At 35.9% G+C, this 25,421-nt stretch carries 14 protein-coding genes, 1 tRNA gene and 1 pseudogene; 9 read left to right on the top strand and 7 right to left on the bottom strand.

Annotated features, from left to right (window positions below; translation table 11 throughout):
• Window positions 1–8: 8 nt before the first annotated feature.
• From hslR to pckA, 3 genes are all read left to right on the top strand, one after another.
• Window positions 9–425 carry a ribosome-associated heat shock protein Hsp15 gene (gene hslR, locus LDL57_RS00235; RefSeq protein ID WP_180559309.1) on the top strand — a complete coding sequence of 139 codons (417 nt, stop codon included), beginning with the start codon at window positions 9–11 and terminating at the stop codon, window positions 423–425.
• Window positions 426–451: 26 nt separating this feature from the next.
• Window positions 452–1,324 (top strand): Hsp33 family molecular chaperone HslO, encoded by an 873-nt coding sequence (gene hslO, locus LDL57_RS00240; protein ID WP_180559326.1) that lies wholly within the window; start codon window positions 452–454, stop codon window positions 1,322–1,324.
• Window positions 1,325–1,521: 197 nt separating this feature from the next.
• Window positions 1,522–3,144, top strand: coding sequence for a phosphoenolpyruvate carboxykinase (ATP) (gene pckA, locus LDL57_RS00245; RefSeq protein ID WP_180559310.1), 1,623 nt, complete (start codon window positions 1,522–1,524; stop codon window positions 3,142–3,144).
• Window positions 3,145–3,748: 604 nt separating this feature from the next.
• Here pckA and LDL57_RS00250 read toward each other — a convergent pair.
• Complete coding sequence (locus LDL57_RS00250) at window positions 3,749–4,942, bottom strand: BaiN/RdsA family NAD(P)/FAD-dependent oxidoreductase (protein ID WP_180559311.1); 1,194 nt, start codon at window positions 4,940–4,942, stop codon at window positions 3,749–3,751.
• A 290-nt stretch (window positions 4,943–5,232) separates the two neighbouring features.
• Between LDL57_RS00250 and pitA the strand changes: the two genes are divergently transcribed.
• Window positions 5,233–6,720, top strand: a complete 1,488-nt coding sequence (gene pitA, locus LDL57_RS00255) for an inorganic phosphate transporter PitA (RefSeq protein WP_225506703.1) — start codon at window positions 5,233–5,235, stop codon at window positions 6,718–6,720.
• A gap of 101 nt (window positions 6,721–6,821) precedes the next feature.
• Here pitA and uspB read toward each other — a convergent pair whose 3' ends face one another.
• A complete protein-coding gene (uspB, locus tag LDL57_RS00260) occupies window positions 6,822–7,103 on the bottom strand; it encodes a universal stress protein UspB (protein ID WP_233458135.1) in 282 nt (93 codons plus the stop codon).
• A gap of 454 nt (window positions 7,104–7,557) precedes the next feature.
• Between uspB and uspA the strand changes: the two genes are divergently transcribed.
• Window positions 7,558–7,989: a universal stress protein UspA gene (uspA, locus tag LDL57_RS00265; RefSeq protein ID WP_180559314.1), complete on the top strand. Its 432-nt coding sequence runs from the start codon at window positions 7,558–7,560 to the stop codon at window positions 7,987–7,989.
• Between the two features lie 255 nt (window positions 7,990–8,244).
• Window positions 8,245–9,585, top strand: coding sequence for an NADP-specific glutamate dehydrogenase (gene gdhA / locus LDL57_RS00270; RefSeq protein WP_225506715.1), 1,341 nt, complete (start codon window positions 8,245–8,247; stop codon window positions 9,583–9,585).
• Between the two features lie 168 nt (window positions 9,586–9,753).
• Here the strand turns inward: gdhA and LDL57_RS00275 are convergent, their stop codons facing one another.
• The 5 genes from LDL57_RS00275 to prlC all read right to left on the bottom strand — a co-directional run bounded on the left by LDL57_RS00275 (window position 9,754) and on the right by prlC (window position 18,686).
• Complete coding sequence (locus LDL57_RS00275; RefSeq protein WP_180559316.1) at window positions 9,754–11,091, bottom strand: HlyD family type I secretion periplasmic adaptor subunit; 1,338 nt, start codon at window positions 11,089–11,091, stop codon at window positions 9,754–9,756.
• A gap of 50 nt (window positions 11,092–11,141) precedes the next feature.
• Entirely contained in the window at window positions 11,142–12,842 is a 1,701-nt protein-coding gene (locus LDL57_RS00280) for a type I secretion system permease/ATPase (RefSeq protein ID WP_180559317.1), read from the bottom strand.
• Window positions 12,843–12,984: 142 nt separating this feature from the next.
• Entirely contained in the window at window positions 12,985–15,645 is a 2,661-nt protein-coding gene (locus LDL57_RS00285; RefSeq protein ID WP_180559318.1) for a hypothetical protein, read from the bottom strand.
• Window positions 15,646–15,875: 230 nt separating this feature from the next.
• Window positions 15,876–16,637, bottom strand: a complete 762-nt coding sequence (rsmJ, locus tag LDL57_RS00290) for a 16S rRNA (guanine(1516)-N(2))-methyltransferase RsmJ (protein ID WP_259371263.1) — start codon at window positions 16,635–16,637, stop codon at window positions 15,876–15,878.
• 6 nt (window positions 16,638–16,643) lie between these two features.
• A complete protein-coding gene (gene prlC / locus LDL57_RS00295) occupies window positions 16,644–18,686 on the bottom strand; it encodes an oligopeptidase A (protein WP_180559320.1) in 2,043 nt (680 codons plus the stop codon).
• Between the two features lie 196 nt (window positions 18,687–18,882).
• Here prlC and LDL57_RS00300 point away from each other — a divergent pair.
• From LDL57_RS00300 to LDL57_RS00310, 3 genes and pseudogenes are all read left to right on the top strand, one after another.
• Window positions 18,883–18,977 (top strand) — tRNA-Sec (locus LDL57_RS00300).
• Between the two features lie 193 nt (window positions 18,978–19,170).
• Window positions 19,171–19,685, top strand: a pseudogene (locus LDL57_RS00305) (IS6 family transposase); the annotation flags it as partial.
• 259 nt (window positions 19,686–19,944) lie between these two features.
• Window positions 19,945–24,585 carry a pentapeptide repeat-containing protein gene (locus tag LDL57_RS00310; protein WP_225506717.1) on the top strand — a complete coding sequence of 1,547 codons (4,641 nt, stop codon included), beginning with the start codon at window positions 19,945–19,947 and terminating at the stop codon, window positions 24,583–24,585.
• Window positions 24,586–25,421 lie beyond the last annotated feature (836 nt).

Consider the following 25,421-nt stretch of genomic DNA (forward strand, 5'->3'; position numbering starts at 1 on the left):
AATCGAATATGAAAACACAATCAGAAATGGATTTGATTATCCGTTTAGATAAATGGTTATGGGCGGCACGTTTTTATAAAACTCGCGCAATTGCCCGTAAAATGATCGAGGGTGGCAAAGTTCACTATAATGGGCAGCGCAGTAAGCCAAGTAAAGTTGTTGAAAAGCATGCGATTATAAAATTAAGACAAGGAAATGATGAGCTAACTATAAAAGTATTGGCCATTAGCGATCAGCGACGGGGCGCATCGGAAGCAAGAGCGTTATATCGTGAAACACAAGACAGTATTGTTAATAGAGAAAAATTAGCATTAGCGCGGAAAACCAACTCATTAACAATGCCAAATCCAGAACGTCGTCCTGATAAGAAAGAACGACGTAACCTGATTAAATTTAAGCATACAAATTTAAATGAGTCATTTTGATGACGACTTTAGTAATGAGAGAAAATATGTCTAAATATGACCAGTTACACCGTTTTTTGTTTGAAGATGATGCTGTTCGTGGTGAGCTAGTTTCAGTTAATGAGACTTATAGAAAAATACTTTATCAACACAATTATCCGCCAGCAGTTAATTTATTATTGGGTGAATTGTTAGTTGCCACTAGTTTATTAACGGCAACTTTAAAATTTGATGGTGATATTACCCTACAAATTCAAGGAGATGGCCCTGTAAAAATGCTGGTAATAAACGGAAATAATCATCAACAAATGAGAGGTGTTGCTCGTGTTGAGGGACCCGTTACTAATCAATCATCATTAAAACAGATGATTGGTCAAGGCTATATGGTGATCACGATTACACCAACAAATGGTGAGCGTTATCAAGGTGTTGTTGCATTGGAAAGTAATACAATAGCGGAATGTTTGGATGATTATTTTAAACAATCAGAACAGTTGCAGACACGTTTATTTATTCATTCCGCTGAGATAAATGGTCAGCCTGCTGCCGGTGGAATATTATTGCAAGTACTGCCCTCTGCAGCTAGTGAAAGTCAGCATAAATTTGATCATCTGGTAAAATTAACCGCAACGATTAAGGGCGAGGAGCTATATAACTTAGAGGCAAAGGAAATTCTTCATCGTCTTTATCATGAAGAAGATGTGACTTTATTTGATCCGCAGCCAGTCACCTTTCATTGCAACTGCTCAAAAGAGCGTTGTGTAAACATTTTGCTATCTCTTCCTGATGAAGACATTGAGCATATATTACATGAACGGGGTGAAATTGATATTGAATGTGAATTTTGTGGGGCTAATTATCTGTTTAATAAGCAAGATATTGAGGACTTGAGGCGAATTAAAAAACAGCAGATCCATTGAGTCATCCGTGCTTATTTTATGCCGTAATAAAAGCTATAAACACATATTTTACTGTAACGTTGATTGTGCTCTAGATCGCATTTCTAGTTGAGAAAATAGTTTAGATGAAATTTATTGATTTTTATCGCTGTTAATTTCGAGTAAAAATTTATGATAGGTCCTAATTAAGGTTAAAATTCATTTAGGAGCATAAATTAATGAGTGCAAAAGAAAAGATTACTCCAGAAGAGATGGCTAGATATGGTATTCATCAAGTTACTGAAATCGTTTATAACCCAGGATATGAACAATTATTTGCAGAAGAAACAAAACCTTCTTTAAAAGGCTATGAACGCGGTATTGAAACTAACTTAGGCGCAGTGGCGGTTGATACCGGTATTTTTACTGGTAGATCACCCAAAGATAAATATATCGTTCGTGATAACGTTTCTATGAATACCGTTTGGTGGGCGGATCAAGGTAAAGGAAAAAATGATAACAAACCGATGACCGAGGCAGTCTGGAAATCATTAAAAGATTTGGTGACTAACCAATTGTCGGGTAAGCGTTTATTTATTATTGATGCTTTTTGCGGGGCGAATGCAGATACCCGTTTGAAGGTGCGCTTTATTACCGAAGTGGCTTGGCAGGCACATTTTGTCAAAAATATGTTTATTCGACCTACTGAACAAGAATTGATTGATTTTCAACCAGATTTTGTTGTCATGAATGGTGCAAAATGTACTAATCCCAACTGGCAGGCTCAAGGCTTAAACTCAGAAAATTTTGTGGCGTTTAATTTGACTGAGCGTATGCAACTTATTGGCGGTACTTGGTATGGCGGTGAAATGAAGAAAGGATTGTTTTCTGTCATGAATTATTTGCTGCCGTTAAAAGGAATTGCTTCGATGCATTGTTCAGCCAATGTTGGAGAAAAAGGGGATGTGGCGATTTTCTTTGGTTTGTCTGGTACAGGAAAAACAACCCTTTCTACCGATCCTAAGCGTAAATTAATTGGTGATGATGAGCACGGATGGGATGATGATGGTGTATTTAATTTTGAAGGTGGTTGTTATGCTAAGACAATAAATTTGTCTGAAGCAGCAGAACCTGATATTTATCATGCGATCAAACGTGATGCATTATTAGAAAATGTCACTGTTTTAACTGATGGTTCGGTCGATTTTAATGATGGAACAAAAACAGAAAACACCCGAGTTTCTTATCCTATTTACCATATTAATAATATTGTTAAACCAATATCTAAAGCAGGCCATGCGACGAAAGTGATTTTTCTGACAGCCGATGCTTTTGGCGTTTTGCCACCGGTATCTTGTTTGACACAGGAACAGACAGAATACCACTTTTTGTCAGGTTTTACCGCTAAATTAGCGGGTACCGAACGCGGCATCACTGAACCTACGCCTACTTTTTCAGCCTGTTTTGGGGCTGCTTTTCTGACATTACATCCTACTCAATATGCTGAAGTATTAGGTAAACGTATGAAAGCCGCTGGCGCAAAAGCATATCTGGTTAATACAGGTTGGAATGGAACCGGCAAACGTATTTCGATCAAAGATACTCGTGCAATTATTGATGCAATTTTAAATGGGGATATAGATAAAGCAGACACCATAAATTTACCTGTTTTTAATTTAGCTATACCAACCCATTTGCCGGTAGTCGATAATAATATTTTAGATCCGCGTCATACTTATGCAGATAACAGCCAATGGGAAGTTAAAGCTAAAGATTTGGCTAAGCGATTTATTAATAATTTTGAGAAATATACTGATACCCCAGTGGGTGCGGCACTTGTGAAAGCAGGTCCAAAGCTATAATTTTTTGATTAAAAGGTTACTGATAATAAAGTAAAAAGTGCATAGGATAGAATAAAATCTATGCATTTTTTATTTTATTGTGAATATGTCTTGCGGTATTAATGAATTGAAATGGGACAGCAAAAATTTTTTAAAGTTGTCTCTATGGCCTTGCTGTTACGTTATATCCGATAGTATATAAGTCAAAAAGCGGAATCTATTAAAACATCCACCTTATAATGAAATCTTTATTAATTACTCGTGATGATAAAATTAATCGGATAAAAGTTAAAATTGATAAGTGCTAAAAAAAGTGCCAGCGCTAGGCTGGCATAAGTAAACACTGGAAGCAATGTGAGCAATGTCGTCCTTTCATATGATCCCAGAAAGGTTCATCTGAAAGTGTTTTAATGATAATGGTTATCACTATCATTTGTAAAGTGATTTTTTTAATATAAATGTAAAAAATTCATTTTTAATTATTATTATCTGATAAATATAGTATATTTTTATAATAATGTGTTTTACAATCTTAAAACAATAATTTTATGGTTGAAGACAATTAATAAAAATTAAAGAGATCATTTTAGCTGATAATATTAATAAGTTAACGATAACGAAGGCGTTATGACCTTGTCAGATGCTGAGCACATGCCCAAGCTGAACTCCATGCCCATTGAAAGTTATATCCCCCTAACCAACCAGTAACATCAACAACTTCACCAATAAAGTAGAGTCCGGCTACTTTTTCTGACTCCATTGTTTTTGATGAAATACTACTCGTATCAACCCCACCGAGCGTGACTTCTGCGGTACGGTAACCTTCTGTACTATTTGGTTGTATCTGCCAGTTATGTAATCTTTCCGCAATGATGTTTATCTGCCTTTTATTAAGCTGTTTTAACGAGTTATCTGGAATTCTTTTTAATATTTGTAGTGTCTCGATAAAACGTTTAGGTAGATATCTTGCTAATAGATTTTTTAGCGATAGATTAGGATTAATGGTTAGTTCATGGGTTAAGTAGTCGATAAGATTAATATTGGGAAATAAATTAATACTTATATGCTCTCCTGGCTGCCAGTAACTTGAGATTTGCAAAATGGCTGGGCCTGATAATCCTCTATGTGTAAATAAAAGATTTTCTTGGAATGTCATTGCATTTTGTGAACTAACTTTTACTGAAATAGCAATACCGGAGAGTGTTTGTAAAACGTCAAGCAGTGCCTTATGCAATGTGAAAGGCACTAAAGCTGCTCGTGTGGGCTGGATGTTATGCCCAAATTGTTCGGCTATACGATAACCAAAAGGAGTTGCCCCTAGTTTTGGCATTGAAAGACCACCGCTAGCGACAATTAGTGCACTTGAACTAATAACTTTTTCATTAACAGAGACTACATACTTATTGTCTATTTTTTTTATCTCAGTTATTTCGCTTTGAAAGCGTAAACTAACGCCAGCGACTTTACATTCAGTTAATAGTAAATTGACGATATCTTGTGCGCTATTGTCACAAAAAAGTTGACCTAATGTTTTTTCATGATAAGGAATATGATGTTTTTGTACTAATGCAATAAAATCCCATTGAGTAAAGCGAGCTAGTGCTGACTTACAAAAATGAGGATTAGTAGAGATATAAGCAGTAGGATCAATATAAAGGTTGGTGAAATTGCATCGCCCGCCACCCGACATTAAAATCTTTCTACCCGCTTTTTTACCATTATCCAGTACTAGTACTTTTAAACCTTTTTGGCCTATATTAACTGCACAAAATAGACCAGCCGCTCCTGCACCTATAATGATTACGTCAAATTTTTCCACAAAATTTCTCTTTTATCTGAAAAGATATTTATTAATAATACAAATAACGCGTTTTTTATTAAATAGGGTAAAATATTTATTACGATCTAAATTTGAGTAGACAAATGTCAGTAAGTGCTAAAAATCTACTTATTCTTAACTTTAGTAACTTAATGAAAGTAAAGAATATTTTTGTTTTATTCGTTTTTTTTGTCAATTAAAGTCAAAAAAGATGTAGATTTTGCTTCCACCGCTAACGTTTGTCACTGATAATGCATTGAGTTCATATTCAACAAATTGGCTTAAGGTTTATGCTACATTTATTTACTGGTTTGGATTTCTACACCGGTCTGTTATTAATACTAGCGCTATTATTTGTGCTATTTTACGAAGCAATTAATGGTTTCCATGATACCGCAAATGCAGTAGCAACGGTTATTTATACTCGAGCAATGCGAGCTCAATTTGCGGTTGTTATGGCGGGTGTTTTTAATTTTTTTGGCGTTATTTTAGGTGGCTTGAGTGTTGCTTATGCCATTGTGCATCTGTTGCCAACAGATCTTCTCTTAAATGTAAGTTCTGCTCATGGTCTAGCAATGGTTTTTTCTATGCTATTGGCGGCCATTATTTGGAATTTGGGTACCTGGTATTTGGGATTACCTGCTTCCAGTTCACATACATTAATAGGCGCTATTATTGGTGTTGGTTTAACCAATGCCTTAGTGACCGATTCCTCTATAGTGGATGCATTAAATATATCAAAAGTCATTGAAATTTTTCTTTCTCTTATTCTTTCTCCAGCTATTGGTTTTGTTATAGCAGGATTGCTTATTTTCTTTTTACGCCGTTATTGGAGTGGTACGAAAAAACGTCGTCGCATTCATTTAACACCGGCTGAGCGAGAGAAGAAAGATGGTAAAAGAAAACCGCCTTTCTGGACACGTACTGCATTGATTCTATCTGCGGTTGGTGTCAGTTTTTCCCATGGTGCGAATGATGGTCAGAAGGGTATTGGTCTTATTATGCTCGTGTTAATCGGCGTGGCTCCAGCCGGGTTTGTGCTTAATATGAATGCCAGTGGTTATAATATAACTCGTACCCATGACGCAATAGTCCATTTACAACATTATTATGAAGAGCATCAGTCAGCGGTAAAACATATTGTTAATAAGTCACAACACGAGTCGGAATTGGAAATTTTAGATGAGAAATTCCATTGTGATAATTCACGTCCTATTAATGTGTTAAAACAGACATCACTGATGTTGGCCGACATTCAAAGTTATTCAGCGCTAAAGCCCGAGCAACGTAATCAAATGCGTCGATTATTAATGTGTTTATCTGATACGGCATTAGATGTAGCTAAACTACCTAAAACGTCTTCTTCCGATGCACGTTTTCTACGTAACTTGAGTAATGATTTACTTAATACTGTAGAGTATGCACCACTGTGGATTATTATTGCCGTTGCTTTAGCTCTTTCTGTGGGTACTATGATTGGTTGGCAACGTGTTGCTATAACGATCGGTGAAAAAATTGGTAAAAAAGGTATGACTTATGCACAAGGTGTTTCTGCTCAAGTTACTGCTGCAGTTTCCATTGGCGTTGCAAGTTATACTGGTATGCCTGTATCAACAACACAAGTACTATCTTCTGCGGTAGCAGGCACAATGGTTGTTGATGGGGGTGGTGTACAAGCTAAAACAATTAAAAATATATTATTGGCTTGGTTCTTTACATTGCCTATTTCTATTATACTTTCTGGTTTGTTTTATTGGATATCATTAAAACTAATATAGACATGTGAACAAAGTAAATAACAAAAAATAGTGATGATTAATTTGAGCATCACTATTTTTGTTGGTTAAATAATATATCATCTAAATGTTATTTAAGCTGATTAATATTGCCAAATGGTCCATATTAAACTTATTAAAACAATCATACTTAATCCACTAATTAACATAAATTGCTTACGAATGCGTTCACAACGTAAAATAACTTCAGGATCGTGGTGATTAATATATTGCTTAGTATTAATGTAACGAATTAGTTTTATATGCTTAGTCCATTGGCCATGGGCTGTAAAGAACCCGTTGCCATCAACAGATTGATAGAGCAAGGGATCAGATTCCCGCAGAATAAAAAGTAATACTCGAATTGAAGAAAAATACCGCATCATATTTATGATGCAGAGTATACATAATGCCCAAAACCATGCATGCATATTAAGATAATAACCTCAACAAATACAGATTTAGCCGCTGATATTGTTTATAGCAAGCATAAAAGAAAATATTTGCTTATCAGTTGCCGGTCTATTTTAATTGTAGAATAATCTAACAACTTCACAAAATGACCCTTTGTGATTATTTTTATCTGCTTAATTTTAATGACATGTATTTTTAACAAATAATTAATATCCTCAACACTATGATTTTTATGCTAAATTATGGAAAATCTAGCTGATTTGGTCTATGCTAATTATTAGTAAGGAATCTATTTTTTATAATTTAATGGGTAAAATTTTTATTAAACTAAGTTCAAGATGATATTTAAGTATCAGGTTTGACCGCTAAATATTTATCATAAAAACAGTATTCTTTTTTAAGAGCGACGTTTGAAAGGAGCTAAATATGGCTTACAAACATATTCTTGTTACCGTTGATTTATCCCCGGAAAGTAAAATTTTAGTTGATAAAGCTGTTTCCATGGCAAAACCTTATGATGCAAAAGTTTCTTTAATTCATGTTGATGTAAATTATTCTGATCTTTATACCGGATTGATTGATGTAAATCTTGGTGATATGGAGCAACGTATTACCAAGGAAACTCACCAAGCATTGACTAAACTAGCAAAAGAGGCAGATTATAAGATTGAAAAAGAATTGAGTGGTCGAGGTGATCTCGGGCAGGTTTTGGTTGATGCAATAAAAGAATATAAAGTCGATTTAGTGGTTTGTGGTCATCATCAAGATTTCTGGAGTAAGTTGATGTCCTCGGCTCGCCAACTAATAAATACTGTTCATGTTGATATGTTAATTGTGCCGTTAAAAGATAGTGATTGATAATATTTGTTAATAAATTAGTTTTTTTCAATAAAAATACTTGATTATTCAAGTGTTTTTTTGTCAATTCCGCTTTAATTTAAATTATTTATATTTTGCCGAAAAATGTGATTAAGACATAAAAAATCTCATTAAAAATAGAGATAAATTAGTGATATATTCAATAAGTAAATTCACATATAGCAGGTCATTCTGCAAAAAAACGTTAATAAGTATGAAAATATAATAATTTATTTTTAATCTAAGGAATTTTGTATGAAAGGTTGCTTATCTTTAGAAACATTCCTAACACCAATCCAGTCACGTTATGCTGATCAACCTGAGTTCTTACAAGCCGTGCGTGAAGTTTTTACTTCTTTGGCGCCATTTTTACACAATAATCCTCAATATTGTGAGCAGGGATTACTGCAAAGAATAGTCGAGCCAGAGAGGGTGATTCAGTTTCGTGTTTGTTGGGTTGATGATCAGGGAAATGTTCAAGTTAATCGAGCCTGGCGGGTACAATTTAATTCGGCAATCGGTCCTTTTAAAGGTGGAATGCGTTTTCATCCTTCAGTTAATTTATCAATTTTAAAATTTCTCGGCTTTGAACAAACTTTTAAAAACGCGTTAACCACTTTACCTATGGGCGGAGGTAAAGGGGGCTCAGATTTTGATCCTAAAGGAAAAAGCCATGCAGAAGTTATGCGTTTTTGTCAGGCATTGATAACAGAGCTTTATCGACATTTAGGTCCTTATACCGATGTTCCTGCTGGAGATATTGGCGTGGGCGGGCGAGAAGTCGGTTTTATGACAGGTATGATGAAAAAGCTGTCAAACAACACTTCCTGTGTTTTTACAGGTAAAGGCATGTCTTTTGGTGGCAGCTTAATTCGACCTGAAGCTACCGGTTATGGTTTGGTTTATTTTACTGATGCGATGTTAAAACATCATGGTTTATCGTTTGAGGGGAAACGCGTATCTGTTTCTGGAGCGGGCAATGTTGCTCAGTATGCTATTGAAAAATGTATGTCATTAGGTGCTAAGGTGGTTACTGCTTCTGATTCAAATGGCACCGTTGTTGATGAAGCGGGCTTTACACCAGAAAAACTTAAACGATTGGAAGAGATTAAAAATCAGTATGGTCGTGTTGAAGCATATGCAAAAGAGTTTGGTTTGACTTATCTTAAAGGAAAGAACCCCTGGTCGGTGCCAGTAGATATTGCTTTACCTTGCGCCACTCAGAATGAACTTGATATAGATGATGCAAAAATTTTAATTAAAAATGGTGTCAACGCGGTCGCTGAAGGTGCAAATATGCCGACGACAATTGAAGCTACGGATGCATTTCTTGAGGCGGGTGTGCTGTTTGGGCCGGGAAAAGCCGCCAATGCAGGGGGGGTAGCAACATCCGGTTTAGAAATGGCACAAAATGCGGCTCATTTGAGTTGGACCGCAGAAAAAGTGAATACGCGTTTGAAACATATTATGTTAGATATTCATCAGCATTGTGTGAAGTATGGTGGAGAAGATAAGCAGACTAATTATGTTAAAGGCGCAAATATTGCTGGTTTTGTAAAAGTCGCCGATGCGATGTTAGCACAGGGAATCCTGTAACAAATTAATAGTTATTGAGCAAATTAAAATTAATTATATAGTTCAATACCGTAAGATTTTGAATTTTATTTTGTTTATTGGACATCGCCTGCAACTATCCTTTTCAGGCGATGTTTTTAGCAAAAATTTGTCGATTATTATTTATCTATCACCTGACATTTAGCGCTATTAATCTTCATTTAAACTCATATGTAGGCGATCAAATAAAGGTTTAAATAAGTAATTTAGTAGCGATCGTTCACCGGTACGAATAAAGACCTCTACTGGCATTCCTGGTTTGATGGTTAACTGATTTAGGCGTTGACGATTTTTATCATTTACTTGAACCTGTAATAAATAATAGGGCTCGCCAGTTTGTTCATTAAGCAGCCTATCAGCAGAAATCATCGTTACATTGCCTTCCACTTTCGGCGTCGTGCTTTGATTAAATGCAGTAAATTGTAACTCTACCGGTAAACCCAATTTTACTTGATCAATTAATTGTACTGGAACCCGTGCATCAACTAACAGTGGTTGATCATCGGGAACAATCTCCATCATTTTTTGTCCGGCAACGATCACGCCGCCCTCAGTAAAAACTGACATACCAATTATAGTGCCAGCAACGGGGGCACGTATTTGAGCATTAGCCAGTATGAACTTAGCTTTAACCAGTTCGCTGTTAGTATGATTAATCTTAGTTTGTGTGTCAGCTAGTTGAGCATGAACGTCTTTTTGATATTCTTGTTGCAGTTTTTCGCTAAGCAGTTTTTGCTCTAATATTTGATGTTGTATACGGCTAATATCACCAAGTGTTTGCGCTAAATTACCATCAACTTCAGTATATTTATTTTCAGTTTCAAGTAATGTATTGCGAGCAATATAACCATTTTTTTCTAATTCCCTTAATCCTTCTAATTGTTGCAATAACATTGTAAGCTGCGTTTTTTGGCTTTTTGCTTTTTGTTGTTGGGCATATAGAATAGCGTCTAATCCGGTTATTTTTTCTTTAATACTGGCCAATTCTAATTGTAAAACTTGATATTGGTTTTCCAGCAATTGTTGATTTAATTGAAGAAGCTCGCTTACATCATGCTCTTTCATTTCATGTTGCAAAGCGGGTGAGATAATCAACCGTTTTTTGCCCTGCTGTTCTGCCAATAAACGGGCTTCTCTAACTAGTAATTCGTGGTATTGTTTTAGTTTTATACTATATTCCGAATGCACTTCAACGGTATTGAGTGTTAAAAGAATTTGTCCTGCTTGTACTTTTTCACCATTATTGACAGATAGCTGTTCGATGATCCCGCCATATTGATGTTGAATAGTTTTATGATTGCCTGCCACAATCACATTACCTGATACAGGAACTCCTTTATCTAAAGGAGCGAGTGCTGACCATAATAAAAAGCCACCAAACCCAATAGTCACTAATAACCAACCTAAGTATACAGCTCGTTTTTCATTACTGATTAAGTTGTCTGTTAAGATAGGAGATGATTTGTGATATTTACCTTGTGCTGACATATTTTTTTCCATTAATTGCTATTATTTTTTATCGGCTTAAATATTGAAAATCACGTTGTTAGTTGTGACGTTTTATGTTCATTTAATAATGTTTGTGGTGTTCCAAAACGTGGTGACATTCCGGCCTGTAAAATTAGCACATGCTCTACATATCTGATCAGAAAAGGGCGATGGGTAATTATAATAAGGGTGCAATGTTGTTTTTTAAGTTCTTCAATCGCAAGGCACAGGGCTTTATCTCCTTCGCTATCAAGATTAGAGTTAGGTTCATCAAGAATAATTAAACGAGGAAGGCCATAGATAGCACGAGCCAAAGCTAATCGCTGTTTTTGTCCGCCAGATAAGCCACGGCCATACTCACCTAATCGTGTATCGTATCCATTGGGTAAAGCTAGAATTAAGTCATGCACTCGGGCAATTTTGGCGGCAGTAATCACTTTATCTACGTCAATTTCACCAAAACGAGCAATGTTTTCTGCTATTGTTCCATCAAATAATTGTATATCTTGCGGTAAGTAACCAATGTGAGGCCCTAAAATTTCTCTATCCATTTGGTGAATATTTGCTCCATCTAGCCGAATGTACCCTAAGGTAGGTGGAAGCGCTCCAACAAGTATCCGCGCTAATGTTGATTTTCCTGCACCAGATGCACCAATAATAGCTAATGTTTGACCAGCAGAGAGTGAAAATTGGATATCAAATAACAACGGTGGATATTCAGGATCAGGGCGATAAAGAACATTTTCAACGCTTAATTTGCCAGTTGGAGTTGGTAAGGTCATCACTTGTTTACGGGGGGGGTGCTGTTTGAATAACTGATCTAAGCGTTGATAAGCCTGTTTGGCATTATTATATTGTTTGCTAACTGCAATAAGTTGATCGATGGGACTGAGTACACGTCCCACCAGAATAGAACTAGCGATCATCATACCAGCGGTCAATTCATTGTTAGTGACTAACCAGGCGGCCATGCCTAATACCAGGGATTGGAGCATTAAACGTGCCGTTTTTGACCAGGCGCTGCTGGCTGAAGTCCTTTCGCTGGCTAAATTTTGATGGGATAAAAAAGCGTGATGGTAGGTTAACCAGCAACGCCGAATATTACCTAACATGCCCATTGCCTCGATCACATCTGTGTTACGCAAGTGGTTAGAGGCTTGATTAATGGCTTTGCGTGCCATCAGATTGGCTTGCGCCAGTGGTTTATGAGTATAACGTTGATTCAGCCAAGCGAGCAGAGAAATAAAGGTTGCACCACCTAAGGCTAGATATCCTAACCAGGGATGAAGTAAAAATACCACACAGAGAAAAAAGAGAAACCAGGGAGCATCAAATAAAGCAAATAAAGCATTACCTGTTACGAATTGGCGTAATGTTGTTAGATCACTTAACGCTTGGCTGGCCTGTGAATCACTATATTTTAAGCTTTGCTCGTAAGCTGCATTGAATACCGATTGATTAACTGATAAGTCTAGACCAGTGCTAATACGTATAACAATTAGATTACGCACCCATTCGAGTATGCCAATAAATGAATAAATACAAATAACAAGAAGTGTCAACATTAATAACGTCATTTTATTATTTGACGCTAAGACACGATCATAAACTTGTAACATATAAATAGAGGGGGCGAGCATCATTATATTGATGATAGCGGTAAATATACCAATACTATAAAACGCTTTTTTATATGTTTTTATTTCATTAATTAATATGTTGGTATTTTTAGTTTTTGAATTGTCTATCATATTATTCCCATTTTTATTTTTATAAGATCCAATCCTAATACCTATTATTTAAATAATTAAAATATTGGAAAATGCTTTGCATTTTCCAATGGATTTAAAATTATTAATCGACGTTATTTTTATTAGGTTATATTATCTATTCCTATATATACATAATCTCTTCAGAATTAATCATTCCATTATCATTGTCCGTACACTCATTAATCTCATCCTGATAACCAGCATAGCCTATATTCGAATGTTGTCTATGATAAGACACATTTTCATTAGATTGATTGTTGGCTAATAGTTGATAGGAAGGGTAATAACTGGAAGGTTGTTCATTATAAAGAATTTCAGTGGTGCTTTCATAGTCTAGATTTTTATTTTTCCCAAAATTAATTTTTTTATAGTCAGTGTATCCCCGATTTGTATCGCCAATATCACCACTACCTTGTTCGAAAAGTATTGTTTCTTCAATAGTATCAACTTGCGGAGAATAAGAAGCGAGAAAATCATTGTAACTATAGTTATAATCAATAGAAAAGAAAATATCCCCTTGAAAATTATGATGATCATTCGATAACATGCCAATTTCAGTGTCATTATGGAATATTTTTACTTTAGTGAAATATTTATCATTATCAGAAATTCTTACTATTTCATTATTTTTATCTCTTGGAATTTGATAATCATTTGGATCATATTTAAGTTTAAACAGAGTACCTTCTGTATATTGTTTAAAATCTATTAATCCAATATTAAGATGCTTATTTGAATGATCTTTTTTTTCGTATTGGTGGGCAAAAATGGGATCGATAAGTCTATATTCATCGGGTATGTCAGTATATTCAGTACCCTCTTGGTCACATACAGCTAATTTATAAGCGTTATCTTTTTTTATTAGCTTAAGATAAGTTATTTCCTTTGGTAATTGATAGCGAATGTTTTTACCATGATCATGAATAAATAAATCACTTCCATCAATAAGGTTATTGTTTTGGTCTCTTAATTCTTCATTAATATAAAATCCGATAGTTTTGAAATCATAAAATGCCTTATTTTCTTTATGGAGTTCTGCTTTATGTACATCATCTTCTGTACTCGCACTGCCTTTATTATCTAATAATTCACCTTTCTTGATGGTGTGACCATGTTCTTTTTGAAAGGCTGAATATTGAGCAAATGTAGAATCCTTATGATTGTATATTTTAGTATTTTTAAGTTGTAAAACTGGAAGCTTTTCTTGATTAATATGAGTAATATTTGGACTTAGTAATTCGTTTTTGTGTAAATGCGAAAAATCAAAATAGGGATCGTTATTAACTGCTCTACCATCGATAAATGCGGCTTTATATTGTCCATCTTCATTTTCAATCGCTAGGTAAGCTTTGTTATCATAATTAACATGAAATCGTTGTAGGCCATTATGAAAAATAAACATTTCATTATTTTCTTGGCCTTCAATTTGTTTAAATACACCGCTTTCACAAAGTAATTCGCTAACTTTTTCCTCTTCATTATATAAAGATAATGCACTAGCCATACCATTACCTAGTTTTTTAACGCTGAAAATGGTATCTAAAGGTCGATTGGTTAAGTCCGTATTGGTGAGTGTATTGGCATTAATTTGTATTAATTCAGCGATTATTTCATCTATTTTTTCATCAGTAATTGGTTCATTAGAGTTTTGTTTAGCGTATTTTGATTTTACAATTTGGCGTTGATATTGATATTCACTACTTTCAGTAAAATTTTTAGTACCGTCTTTATTGGTAAATATTAATTTAAATTCATTGTTATTTTTTTTAATTAATTTTAAATGGCGATAATCACTGTCTAAATTGATATCGATATGGATATTCTTTGCGGCTGAAGAGCAACGAATGTAATTACCAAAACCCATATATTCTACAGTAGCAAATTCTCCAACCAATTCTTTAGTTGTTAAATTTTTTATATTAGCGGTGTAATAATTTACATCTTTAATTTCGCCATCTATTATTTCTTTTTTGCTAGCAATAAATTTACCTTTAGTTACTTCTAAGGCATTTATTTTTTGCATGGCATTATCAGTATTATTTTCAGTAAGCCAATCTTTAAATTTATTATTTTCTTTTTTAATCAGTTTTAAATATTGTTCTGGATTTTCATTGTGTAAAATTTTATTTAATAATTCAGGGTTCTTATCATTTAAATACATGATAATAGCATGCCCTGCTTTATAAACCATGTCATTATCATGAAAGTTATCTGAATATTTTAATTCTAAAAGCTGATTTATATTTTTTGTTTTTATTTCATATTCAGTCAGATCAATGCTATTTGATTGAGAATTAAATTTTTTATCAGATAAATGCTCAATATAATCAGCGATACCTTCTGTTAATACATTAGGCAAACTACCAGCATTAGGTATATTAATATTAGTTAAATAGTGGGTGAATTCATGTTTGAGATTAAGAATGTTGCCTTGTTGATATATATAGATAGTTGGAGGATTATTTAGGTTTTCTTTATAGAACATTCCGCCTTCAGTGCCTAAACCTTTTTCTTTACCATAATATTGGTAATCTTCTTTATTATCGAAAATATATATTTCAAGAGGCTGTTCGCTTGGATTAATATTTTCTAAATTAGCTAATATTTTAAAATTATCTACAGTTTGTTCAAGTTCTTTGATTATTTTATTTTGTTTTTTGAGGGTGAGATTTTTATAATAAAGAATAACCTTTATATTTTCTGCTATAGTTATTTCTTGTTTTGAATTGTTGGTGTCGAAATAATAATCAAATTTGTTCGGTTGTTTTATTTTATAATCCACAAATTATCTCCAATTATATTAACAAATATCCATTTAAACAATAACATTTGTTAAGCTACATTTATTTTTGTGTTATTGCAAGTTTATTTTAATGTTTATAATATTGATGTTATTTTTAAAAAAATGTGTTTTTAAAGCTGTGTGTGGTGAATATTTTTATGAAATAGTTAATAAATAGTAAGTTTCACTATTTATTAACATGCCAGGTTGTTAATTATTTTTGTTAATATTTAACAGGATGAATCAGTTGAACATGCATAAATATCAAAACGATGATTTTTAGTTTTGATCGTCGTTTGTGGCGAGATTGCTGCGAGGGGGGATGCATAATTGGGTCGTTTAACAACCACACGGCGTTTAGCTATCGTCATTGCCGGCATTAAAAGGCTATCGGCATCTTCATCATTACCAACAAGAGATTGAAAAACGCGCATTTCTTTTTTTACTAAGGCACTTTTGGGTCGATGGGGATACATAGGATCGAGATAAACCACATCTGGGGCGGGTGATAGCGTTGCTAATGCATTAATACTTGAAGCATGTAGCAATGTCATTCTTTGTCTTAACCAGCTTCCTATTTCAGCATCAGCATAACCCCGCTCTAATCCGTCATCAAGCAGTGCCGCAACAACCGCATGACGTTCATACAGCCGTACTTGACAGCCTAGGCCAGCAAGGACAAAAGCATCTCTACCAAGTCCGGCAGTCGCATCAACAATAGTGGGTAAGTAGGATTTTTTAATGCCAACCGCTTTTGCGATAGCTTCATTTCGTCCACCACCAAATTTACGCCGGTGTCTCATTGCACCTGAAACAAAATCTACATAAATGCCGCCTAATTTAGGTTCGTCTAATTTTTTTAGCTGTAAATGCGCTGGTGTGAGTACTAATGCCATTAATGCAGTCGGTGAGTGTTTAAGTTGCCATTTATCTGCAATAGACGATAAGGCGCTTTGAGAAGCGCCGGGTTCACAAATTAATTGGATATCAATTGCCATTTATTCATTAATACCATAACTCTGTAACATTGCATCTAGCTTTGGTTTTCGTCCACGGAAACGTTCAAAAAGTACCATGGGTTCCTCTGAACCACCACGACTTAAAATATTATCAAGAAATGCTAATCCAGTACTGCGATTAAAAATACCTTCTTCGCTGAATCGTGAGAATGCATCGGCGGCTAAAACGTCGGCCCATAAATAACTATAGTAACCGGCCGCATAACCACCAGCAAAAATATGGCTAAATGCATGCGGGAAACGACTCCATTCTGGAGACGGTACTACTGCAACTTGTTGTTTAACCGATTGTAAGGTTGATAAAATTTGTCCGCTTTTTTGCGGCGAATATTCTGTATGTAAACGAAAATCAAATAAGCCAAATTCTAATTGACGAAGAATAAACATTGCAGCCTGATAATTTTTGGCTGCTAACATATTATCTAACATTGATTTTGGTAATGGTTCACCAGTTTCATAATGACCTGAAATAAAAGCAAGTGCTTCCGGTTCCCAACACCAATTTTCCATAAATTGACTTGGCAGTTCGATAGCATCCCAGGGTACACCATTAATGCCAGCAACATCCGCTACTTCAATTTGGGTTAACATATGGTGTAAACCATGGCCAAATTCATGGAATAGGGTAATAACTTCATCATGGGTAAACAGCGCCGGTTTATCACCAATGGGTTTGTTAAAATTACAGGTTAGGTAAGCCACCGGTTTTTGTTCGCTACCATCGGCATGTTTTAATTTGCCTGCACAATCATTCATCCAGGCACCGCCACGTTTATGTTCTCGGGCATAGAGATCTAAATAGAAGCTACCGCATAAATCACCGCGTTCATCATATAATTCGAAGAAACGCACATCGGGATGCCATATCTCCACATCATGACGTTCTTTAGCTGTCAAACCATAAATTCTGTTAATCACCTCGAACAGACCGTTTATAACCCGTTGTTCTGGAAAATAGGCACGTAGTTGTTCATTATCAATTGAAAATTTATGCTGTTTTTGCTTTTCACTGTAATAACCCAGATCCCAGGGCTCAAGTTTTTCAATCCCGTAGTGATCCTTAGCAAATTGGGACAATTCAGCAAGCTCTTTTTCACCTTGGTGGTAAGCTCGCTGGGCAAGATCGGTAAGAAAATCTAGCACCTGTTTGGGTGATTCGGCCATTTTAGTGGCTAGCGATTTTTCAGCAAAGTTATTAAAACCAAGTAATTGAGCTAATTCGTAACGTAAGGCTAAAATTTCGTCCATAACCTCGCTATTATCCCATTTGCCAGCATTTGGCCCCTGATCAGAAGCACGGGTGTTATAGGCATGATGCATTTCTTGGCGTAGCTCACGATTATCAGCATAAGTCATAATCGGCAGATAGCTTGGCATATCCAACGTGAATAACCAGCCTTCTTCTCCTTTAGAGTTAGCTAATGCTTTTGCTGCTAACAGCGCACTTTCTGGTATACCAGCAAGCTTGTCGCTATTTTTAATCAGTTTTGTCCAACCCATTGTTGCATCTAGGACATTATTGCTAAATTTAGTTTTTAATTCGGCAATTCGAATAGCAATTTCGCCATAACGCTTCTTTTTTTCTACAGGTAAACCAATTCCGGATAACTCAAAATCACGTAACGTATTTTCAATCGATTTACGTTGTGCTTGATTGAGTTTATCAAATTCAGCACTATTTTTTAGTGACTTATAAGCTTGATAAAGGCCGGTGTGTTGCCCCATCCAGGTACTAAATTCTGATAGCATAGGTAAACAGTTATCATAAACTTGTCGTAACTCATCACTATTTTTTACTGCATGGAGGTGACTAACGGGTGACCAAGCGCGGGATAGTCGGTTGTTAGCTTCTTCTAATGGTTGGCATAAATTGTTCCAGCTAAAGGTGCTATTTTCTTTAAGTATGGTCTCAATTGTCTGTCGATAGCCATCTAATACAGTGTTTACCGCTGGGATCACATCTTGCGGTGTGATGGTGGAAAAATGGGGTAACACCGATTTTGTTAGTAAAGGATTTGTCATAATAAAAACATCCTGTGATTAATTATCCTATTTGCTAGGTACAATTAAATATATAAGAGATGTGATTAAGATATGGCCACATACGGCTGAGTTCAATATTAGGCTAGATATTTTATCTAATTTTTTGCGAGATTGTTTAAATACATAGGTTTAGAATTTCTGCAAATAGGATTATAATGGTTACCAATTTTTCCATGGAAGATCATCGTCCCCGGTGGGGTGGCTGGACTTCAAATCCAGATGGGGCCGCCAGCGGTCCTTGGCAGGTTCGACTCCTGTGGTCTTCCACCAAATGAGTCAATCTAATTCTACTAATCTCTTATTAATATATCTATTTTTAATTCAACGGATATCAACGGTTCTGTTGCGTTGAGTGTTATCAAGTAAAATGCTGTTTTTTTTTTTACCTATGTCTCTGATCTGAAATACTTTTAAATGCCTGAATTAGTCCATCAATATTATTGCTAAGTAGTATGGTCGCTGATATCTCACCTATTCACTGAACCTACATAATCGCGAAGAAATAATGGCTGAGTGCGGTATTATCGTTGACTATTCGCCTATATTGCTGGTTATCAGATTAACACCGATAGTAAATAAAGCATTTCGTCAGTATAAAGCTCCCTTAGACCGATGGTGGTGCGTCAATGAAGCTTATATCAACATCAAAGGCCAGTGGAGATATTTGGATCGGGCTGTTGCTACGTCACGGATGACTATCGATTTTCTGCTGACGGTTAAGTGGGATAGTGCTGCTGCGGTGTTTTTTTTCACAAGGTCATTCGTCATCACGGCCAATCCGAGGTAGTGACCATTGATAAAAGTGGTGCTAATACCGCAGCATTAGCTACTCTCAACACAGATAAATCTAAAGACCAAAATATTACTGTTAGGCAAAGTAAGTATTTATACAAGCGGGCAGAACAGAACCATCGAAATAACAAGCGACGTATACACTCTATGCTGTTTTTTAAGTCACTGGGGCGGGCGCAAACCTTGTTTGCAGTATCAAACTGATACTTATATTAAAAATGGGTTAGTTTCAACATTCGAAAGGGATGACTTGCCACAGGTTATCCTATTTTATTTGTTAGTTGCCTAAAAAAACAGCTCGACTTTAATTGATCGGCTGACGTTAATGCAACAAAAGCAAAATTGTTTATTCATTTATGTAATAATTGCACGCAGACAAAAACTAAACATTTAATTATAATTTTTAACATTTTGTTTTAATTAAATTCAAAAAATGGAATATAGCATGACATTTTTAATAAACTCAAACGTCCCATCATCTGCCTGGTTAGCATCTACTGCAGATTTTTCACAACGTAACAAAAGAGCGGCTGAAAATGTAGCTAATGAAGAAAAGGCAACAGATAATTTAATAAATTCAGACAGCATAATACCGCAAGATGGAGAAATGTCATCAACTTCATTGGCACATAACGCTGTCACCAAATACAAACATGCAAGTGTTGCGCTTATCAATCAATTGCATCATAAATTACCAACTGTCATAGCATTATCGCCAGACGATTTTTATCATGATGTTAACGATGAACAGGTTAGACTCTTATGTGGCCTGTTAACCGAAGAAGGCTATATCACTAGTCAACCTTGCGACATTATTTTAGTCCGTGAGTTGGTAAATCATGTCACTGATTATTTGACCCGCTTTAAAGATGATGAAGAGAAGATAGCCAAGCTCGTTAGGTTACTATTAAAACCATTAGGTGAATATGGTGCTAATCCAGGGGAAAAAATTTCTTCTGCCCGCCAGCAAGCGGTTATTGCTAATTGGTTACAATATGCAGTATTAGGTATGTCATGTGAGGCATGGATACTAGAACAAGTCAGTGACATAAAATCACAGGGGGATTCACTATTCCACCATTCCAGTTTGCAAGGTCGGTTATTCAATCAACTCAATAGTCAGAGTGAGTCTGGCAAATTGTCGCCTGAAACCTGCGCTTATTTTCAACAGCACGTCGTTAACCGTATCATGCCAACTTTTATGCCACAGGTTGAGAAGCATAAGGATGGGGAAAAACTATCCGGGGTGATGATAAATCAACCAGAATGGGGCTATTTGCATGCTGGGCTGACACTATTACAGGAGAGTGGTGCTGACATTAAGGGCATGAGTCTGGAAGAGATTAACAATAACGGTATGCTGCTGGCCGCACTTTTGCAGGAGAAGATTTTGCCAGCTGAATATAATCGATACTTTAAAATACCGGCTCTAATCCATGAGCGATTAAATAGCGAACAGACCACCACCCCAACGTTGGAAATGACCGACGTTTATGCCAATTATTTTGATTATTTAATCCAATCTGAACAAAACAATCCCTTCATTAAATTGATTAACTTATCACAAAATTGGAAGTCCCGGCCCGAACTAGCTAGTCAAAAATTAACAGCGCATAATATCCCTAGCAGTTGGTTAAATGTCTATTTGGATCAAAATAGAGAGGTTACTATTGAAAATGAACAGGGAGAAACGTTTTTATTACCTAACATAGATGAAGTTTTTGCCGAGCAGAACCAACAAATTGCTAAATTTACCGAACAGACAGACAGGATTATGCTACCCCTGGCTTTTAATTCAATCAAACAAGATGAGCAAGTCTTTATTGAACGGGCTGACATTAAACTGGTGAAGGCCGAATTTAATGCTATTGGTAGTTATCGAAGCATCCCTATGCGAGGAGCAAGGCGAGGAATGGCTGCGGGTGGATTAATAACCCGGGTGCCTGAATCAATTGATTTGCTACAGTGTAAGTTTAATGGCGAACAACGTATGTACGCATTAACCCTGGAGCAGGATGGAGGGCGTTATAGATTATATCGTGTGGATGAAGATAAACAGTCAATTCTTGGCCTATTTGGTCATGATGGTCGAGCCTATAATGATGATTATAAATTAAAAACCCATCCTATCATGCCTTTAAAAACAGCAAATGATAAAGCCGATATTCTGTTTGAAAAGTTGGCTAAGCGGCATGGTGAAAAATTAGCTGCACAACTGCAAGAGGAAGGTTATCAGGAAACCACCCGGCAAAAAGTCGAGGCTTTTTTCTTAAGTCTTATTCCCTTCTATACCATGATCACTGAGGCACAAAAGGGGAACAAAGGGAAGGCGGTTCTGGCGGGCTCACTTGATCTCTTAAGTTTTTTACCATTTATCGGCAAAGGTGCTCAAGTTGGTAGCCGGTTTAGCATCGCAATGGGAGAAGCGGCAATAAAAGGGCTACGAACCGGATTAGCACAGGCTACAATCAGACAAGCATTACGTGAAGGTGGAAAACAGTTTGTTAAGTTTGGTATTCCTCATATAGCTAATCGTTTGCCGGCTAAAACTTATATTAACTTAGGGATCACTTTTTTACGTAGTGCGGATCCGGGTTTTGAATTACTCACCTCGGGCGGCATAAGAGGAGTTAATGCGTTAAAAAATGCGGCGCGGCAACTACAACATGAAATTAAAGGATTAAACCCATTAATCAAGGCGTTGGAAAAAAAGACACAAGATTTGGCTGCTGAGTCAGTTAAATCGTTTAAGATGGAGACCGCTTATCATCCTGAATTGGGAAAAGAAGTTCAGATCGTAAATATCGGCCAGCAGCAAGGTAAAGACATTTGGGTACAAGTCAATTTGGAAAACAATACCCTTTTTGGTCGAAAATATCGGCTTAATTCAACGGGGGAGCTGGAATTAGCACCGGTATCAATCCGTGAGCGGTTGTATCAACTAAAAACCCAAGGAATGGGGGGGAAAGGAGCGAACAAAGCGGCTCAAAGATGGACTGCCGAAACGAAGCGGGTAACCGGATCGGCAACAAATGCTGAGCGACTCTATAAGCTAAAAGAATTAATTGGTAATCGGGAAGCTAACACTGTTATCAATTTAACCAATGCGGATTTGAGTAATATAAACTTTAGCAATTATTTTAATATGTTTAATGTAAAAATAGACCTCTCATCCGCTGACCTAACTGGCATTAATTTACGTAATAGTAAGCTATATCAAATTAAGCTGAAAAAAGCTAAATTGGATGTTGCTAATTTGTCACAAAGCAGTCTCATGCATTCAAATTTAACCAAAGCGTCAATGATGAGCGCTAACCTACGTGACGCTAAATTGAATGAGGCTATTCTGAGGAAGGTTGATTTAGGGTCTGCTGATCTGACAAAAGCGATCCTAGACGGTGTTGATTTGACAGAAGCTAAACTCATGAATAGCAAGCTGGCAGATGCGCGGATGATTTTCACTAAATTAAATAACGCTGATTTATATAGCGCTAATTTAAATAATGCATTACTGATTTATGCTGATCTGACGCAAGCGAATCTAACTGGCGCTAATTTGACTGCTGCGGATATGACAGCAGCGATACTCACTAAAAACAACTTAACTGGCTCTGAATTAAGAAATGCTAATTTAACTAAAGCTAAACTGAAAAAAGCTAACTTGACTAATGCGAATATGTCAGGGGCTTCGATGTTGGAGGCTGATTTAACGGAAGCTACACTGATAAATACGAACTTGTCAGGGGCTGATTTAAGTGACGCGACACTGAAAGAATTATGGATTTTGGGTGCTAATTTTACCGGTGCTAAACTAAACAATACCTCCTTTACGCTTGCCCTGCCTAAATGGACTGAAAATAACCTAAACACGGCACTTAATCATTTTGATAATAAAATTAGTCTGTTAACCACTATTGACAGCATTGATAATCAATATAGCGAATTAAAAAACAAACTGGCGCTACAATTAATCCGTTCTCTTGACAAACCTAGCCTCAATCTTACCAATGTCACATTTCCATTATTAGACATTCTTAGCAAAGAACCATTTATAATCAATCAGGATATTTCTCTATTTGTTAATAAGCTAGTAGCGAATTTAGAAAATCATGCATCACAATTTTTTTCAGCAGCTGAAACGGCTTTCCATCCTGTTTTTAAAACCAATATAAAAATAACTAAAATTGGCCAACAACAGGGTAATGACATCTGGATGCAGATAGATCCGAAAAGAGGTGCCCTTTTTGGTGAAAAATATTATCGCGATACTGAAAATAATCTGCAATTGGCGCCGGTTGAAGTACAAAAGCAATTTTTAGTTGCTCAACCACTCTCTGAAAGTCAGGGAAAAAAAGTTTTTATAGAACAAAAAGCGCTATCTAGTACTATATCTACGACAGGATCCGCTTTTTATGCGAATAAACCGTCACCTCTTGAGCAATCTTTATCTCGTGACGATCTTGATTGGATTCTAACCTCAATCCTGAGACCAGCTAAGGAATTAAATGCAAAAGGACCCTGTGGGCTTACATCAGCAGGGATTTTCACCTATTTAAATGGCGGAGGGAGAGAGTTAGCAAATACCTTTTTCCATGAGGTTATAAATAATGCCAAGCATGGAAGAGAGAGTGGCATGCTAGCATCAGACTTAATAAATAGATTAGTAAACAATGGTACAGAGGTTAACGTAGATATTTATTTGAAAAGCATTCCTGATAAACCTAGGGTTACGCATGGATATTTAGCTGCTGAATTAGGGGATATAGCGCGAGAACATCTTTTCGATATTAACGCTATTCGCGCTAAAATAGATAGTATGCCGCCTGGGGAAAGTCAAATGTTTTTTATTGATAATTCCCACGTGATTACGCTAGCACGAGACAATGATAATAAACTATGGCTATTTGATACAGCACTTAACCCCAAAATGAGCAACTTCCCAGGATTTGAAGATTTCACAGAATTTCAAGACGTCACAAAATCAGGAGAAAACTATGCTACTGATTTAGAAGCACAAGCTATTTTAGATAAGTATTTGCAACGTATACAAACCCAACCTGTAATTGTTAGCATAAAACATAAATAATTGATAATAAGTTGACATCCTCCACGTCCTTTAGGGCGTGGAGGATGTCAACTGTTTCTAGACTAGCAAAACTTAAATATTCACTAAACAAACCACTATTTTCAATCAAATTATTGCTGAGATTAACCACGATTTTATTTTTAGGAAAATCAATAAAACTAAGCGAATAACAATTCATTATCTAAATGCAATAACGCAATAACCATGCATTAACTAATAACAATTCAAAATAGTTATTCCATTAACAATTTAACCTGGTGACCAGTTTTGGATGTTTATAAAACGCCAAATACATTGGGAAATGTGAAACTATGCACAAAAATAAACAAATAAAGAAGATAACGTATTAAAACCGTTATTTGCGCTAGGTTAATGATATGTATATGAATTTTTAAAAATACTAACGATAACTGCCATTTTGTTCTGGGTTACTAATCGTGTTTCAAATTGGTAGTGAAAGTGAAAATTCTCAATTCTCAGAGGTTGTAACGCTACAACCTAAAAAAGCCGTCCACATTTAATACTTCCCCGCATAAGTGAGGTTTGAAGGTGCTTGATATCGCCGGTTGACTGAGCAAATACAAATAAATATTGAAATACCAAATCGTCTCGAGAGGTAGTTCGTGGTCACCAAACGATGGCTTAGTTTGGTGTTGTAGCGTCACTTTTCTAGATTAATTAGCCGTGTGCTGGGTGATGCCGCGCTCATTCAGCATGATGTTGACAGTGAACATGCTATGGATTGTTTAGATCTTACGCGGTCGATCAGTAGGTGAGAGCGCCACTATATCAGCAGTAAGTATAAAAAAATGTTCTGGTGTAAGCGGATAACACAA

The organism is Arsenophonus apicola, from assembly GCF_020268605.1.
Lineage (GTDB): Bacteria > Pseudomonadota > Gammaproteobacteria > Enterobacterales > Enterobacteriaceae > Arsenophonus > Arsenophonus apicola.

What these genes read in the sequence shown, in the direction of transcription:
- hslO (WP_180559326.1), top strand. Translation starts at nt 452, where the DNA reads ATGTCTAAATATGACCAGTTACACCGTTTTTTGTTTGAAGATGATGCT.
- gdhA (WP_225506715.1), top strand. Translation starts at nt 8,245, where the DNA reads ATGAAAGGTTGCTTATCTTTAGAAACATTCCTAACACCAATCCAGTCA.
- LDL57_RS00280 (WP_180559317.1), bottom strand. Translation starts at nt 12,842, where the DNA reads ATGATAGACAATTCAAAAACTAAAAATACCAACATATTAATTAATGAA.
- LDL57_RS00275 (WP_180559316.1), bottom strand. Translation starts at nt 11,091, where the DNA reads ATGTCAGCACAAGGTAAATATCACAAATCATCTCCTATCTTAACAGAC.
- LDL57_RS00310 (WP_225506717.1), top strand. Translation starts at nt 19,945, where the DNA reads ATGACATTTTTAATAAACTCAAACGTCCCATCATCTGCCTGGTTAGCA.
- uspA (WP_180559314.1), top strand. Translation starts at nt 7,558, where the DNA reads ATGGCTTACAAACATATTCTTGTTACCGTTGATTTATCCCCGGAAAGT.
- hslR (WP_180559309.1), top strand. Translation starts at nt 9, where the DNA reads ATGAAAACACAATCAGAAATGGATTTGATTATCCGTTTAGATAAATGG.
- pitA (WP_225506703.1), top strand. Translation starts at nt 5,233, where the DNA reads ATGCTACATTTATTTACTGGTTTGGATTTCTACACCGGTCTGTTATTA.
- pckA (WP_180559310.1), top strand. Translation starts at nt 1,522, where the DNA reads ATGAGTGCAAAAGAAAAGATTACTCCAGAAGAGATGGCTAGATATGGT.
- uspB (WP_233458135.1), bottom strand. Translation starts at nt 7,103, where the DNA reads ATGATGCGGTATTTTTCTTCAATTCGAGTATTACTTTTTATTCTGCGG.
- prlC (WP_180559320.1), bottom strand. Translation starts at nt 18,686, where the DNA reads ATGACAAATCCTTTACTAACAAAATCGGTGTTACCCCATTTTTCCACC.